We start from the raw sequence: 3,023 nt of genomic DNA, 5'->3' as shown, positions 1-3,023 counted from the left end.
TTGCGGTTCCCTCTCGCCGGGCCAGTTGCCTGCCACCGCCTCGGCTGGACCTCAACTCAGCGAAAGGCTGTCTACCGTAGGATAAACCTGTGACCGCTGCGCGCGACTACTCCGAGCTTCACATGCTCATCGACCAACTGGAACCCCAGCAGGCCGATGAGGTGCGGCAACATGTGCTGCGGCTGGTCCGACCGAAATCTGACCGATTCTCAGTCCTCCGAACGTTCGATGGTCCTGCTACTGACCTCGGCGCGCGCGCCAAAGACGTTCTGCGTGACGAGATCGGTCGAACCGATGCTGATCGTTGACACCGGTCCACTTGTCGCCTACCTGAACCGCCGCGACACCGACCATGCTCGATGCGCCGATCTGCTAAATAGTCGGACAGACGAACTTTTAATCACACCATACGTCGTAACCGAGGCGTGCTATCTCATCTGCAAGTATGTGGGTCCCACGGCGGAGACGAACCTCATCGAGGCCCTCGTCGCTGGTGACCTGACCCAGATCGACATCACGACCATCGACTTGACCCGGATGGCCGAGTTGATGACCCAATATCAAGGATTCCCACTCGGTGTCGCCGATGCGTCGGTTATCGCAGTTTCCGAACGTCTCGGCCTGACCGAGGTCGCTACGCTAGACCACCGCCACTTCCACGCGATCACGCCCCGCCACACAAGTGCGTTCAAGCTGCTGCCGTGAGCACCCAAATCTCAGGCGCCACATTTCCATCGCAGCCGACATGCCAATCGCATCTGACAGGTCCCATTGACGGGACCACCCAGGGCGGCGCTGCTCGGTCTGCCGCGGAGGCGTACTTGGTTTGGGGAATTCAGAACTTACGGCAGGAGGTGAGTGGTTGGACAAAGCCAGATCATCAGTGCTGCGAACAACTTTCACCTCGATCATCAGCAAGCATAGCTATCGACTCACACGGTCTCGACGAAAATTGTTTGGCGGCGTACGGACTCGCCCACTCGGCCATGCCACATCGGGCCGGTAGAGAAGCCCCTGATCCTTGTCGACCAGACCATGGCCGCTCTTGATGGCTTCATGACGCGAATCCGCATCAATAATCTGAGCTAACGCGTTTGAATGCTCAGGTCGTCGTGTTGCTTCCATCAGGAGCTCTCGGTACGGCCGACCTTCCAGGTAGCTCAAGACAAGGGCGAGCGATGTAAGCACAGCGGTAATGAGAATCAGCGCAACTAATACGACGAGTAGTCCAAGCGATGGACCATTCCCCGAGCTTCGTTGAGCAACCATCAACACCACGTTGGCAATCCCAACCATACTTGTGGCGGCTCCCACCCCAACCACAGCCTGTCTTATCGAGGTCTTCATGCGCACGCCCACCACGCTCGCGTGACCGAAATGTGAAGGGGGCCAGCAAATGTTGACAGTAAAAGCACGCTGATTCTCTTCCGCAAGGTTTGAGGAAAGGCTGCGGGCGCATCAGCGCAGCCAGCAGCTCAGTGTCTCAGTCGATGGTCGGTGCGTGTACGCCCAGTCGACCACGAATTCGGTCGAACGACTGCGACGCCGCATCTTCAAGTGCAGTCGCCGTCTTCGAACCGTTGTCCTTTACACCGCCGGCGAGCGACAGCGCTCCCGTCGACGTGGTCTTGCCAGCGATGCCATCCCAAATGGCGGGCCTGCGAGCCCAAACCACATCTGCGAGAAGAAATTGCAGGTCCTCGATCGACCGGCGTGGTTCATCACTCTATGGCATGCACCGATGGGCAACGCCCCCCAGAGCGGCGAGCACCGCAGGCGCTGCAATGACCGTCTCAGTTCGGTTATAGAACTGCTCTGCGAAGTGCCGGAACATCACTTCCGCCACCCTCGCAATTGCGGACTCGACCTCTTCCTTCCCATAGCCGCTCGGAAGGTCGTCGACGGTAACCGCTCCACTGGTCTTCTCAAATCCGGGTCGCCCGAAGAGCGTCGTGACCGTGAAGGAGCGAAGTGTCGACAATGTCAACCATTCAGGGTCGCTGACCTTCAACTGCCGCTTATTCGTCGAAACCAACGACTTGAGCGGAACAGCCTCATCGGTCAGCGCGTTCGGCACCGTCACGCGACCCATCAGTCCGAATGTGATGCTCGTTGCAGCATCATTTGAGTCAGAGTTGAGAGCAACGTTCTTGTTCGGAATGACACCAAGCAGATTTCGATCATGGAAGATCTGCCGAGCGGACGCCAACGAGATCCCGTGATAGATCTCAGCACAGACCACTCGCGAATTGACCTGGTCGCGGGTTATGCCGTAGGTTGCGGGACTTTCCGCCAGGTGAATGTGGGCGAGATGCTGCGTCTCGGCGTCCATGAGCACACCGCTTGCATCGAACGGCAGGTACGCGATGTGGTCCGTACCAAATGGCCCATCGGCCGAGAAATGCTCCAATTCCTCTGAAATCCACAACGCAAACGGCGGGGTCGCCCATGCTTCACCGCGCATGCCCCTAAGTCCATCCGCGATGTAGCGTGCGTAGTCCTTTGCGTTTTCACGCTTCTTGGTCCCCTGGATCATGCGCTGAATCTCGTTTCGGATCTCCGCTTGTTCCCGCTCGGCCACCGACAAGTACGGCAAGGCCTTAGGATCCTCCGCCCGACGCGGATCGGGAACAATCCGAGACAAGTGCGCCCAACTGATTGTGGCGAACGACAAATGATCCCTTACCGGCATCACCCGAATCGGCTGCCCCTTACCGACCTGTACATGCGTCGCAAAAGTGCCGCTGACCGCTTCAGACAACTCCGCTCCTAAGTGCGGGGAGCTCAATGCTCCGTACTGCTACAGAGAACTCAAGTGGGGTACAGCCGCGGATAATAATTTCGCAAGCCGCGGCTACCGATCATGGAGATATCACCCAACCGCGGGGGAATCTTTCTCTATCCGCGGATAAACCATCCATTTGGTTTCTTATCTGTACGCCCCAGCGGCGATCGATCAATCGCTACAAACACAAAGGGCCGCTCCCCAAGGGGAACGGCCCTTCAGTAAGACTAGGTCTTAC

The 3,023-nt window shown here is 58.0% G+C and carries 3 protein-coding genes; 2 read left to right on the top strand and 1 reads right to left on the bottom strand.

The features are described from left to right. Window positions 1-89 precede the first annotated feature (89 nt). Window positions 90-308 (top strand): hypothetical protein, encoded by a 219-nt coding sequence (locus NP3_RS47535; protein WP_084509712.1) that lies wholly within the window; start codon window positions 90-92, stop codon window positions 306-308. Further along, window positions 295-705, top strand: a complete 411-nt coding sequence (locus tag NP3_RS45855) for a type II toxin-antitoxin system VapC family toxin (protein WP_063047954.1) — start codon at window positions 295-297, stop codon at window positions 703-705. The genes NP3_RS47535 and NP3_RS45855 overlap by 14 nt, the downstream gene beginning before the upstream one ends. Before the next feature lie 1,021 nt (window positions 706-1,726). Here NP3_RS45855 and NP3_RS45845 read toward each other — a convergent pair. After that, the gene (locus tag NP3_RS45845; RefSeq protein ID WP_157125019.1) at window positions 1,727-2,761 is read right to left on the bottom strand and encodes a ParB N-terminal domain-containing protein; all 1,035 of its coding nucleotides are present in this window, start codon (window positions 2,759-2,761) and stop codon (window positions 1,727-1,729) included. Window positions 2,762-3,023: the final 262 nt, after the last annotated feature.

The sequence above is a fragment of the Nocardia pseudovaccinii NBRC 100343 genome (assembly GCF_001613225.1).
GTDB lineage: Bacteria > Actinomycetota > Actinomycetes > Mycobacteriales > Mycobacteriaceae > Nocardia > Nocardia pseudovaccinii.
The sequence above is the reverse complement of the archived record's forward strand: the minus strand, read 5'-3'. Positions and strand labels throughout refer to the sequence as shown.

Excerpts from the sequence above, each read along its gene's own strand:
- NP3_RS45855 (WP_063047954.1), top strand. The coding sequence starts at position 295 with ATGCTGATCGTTGACACCGGTCCACTTGTCGCCTACCTGAACCGCCGC.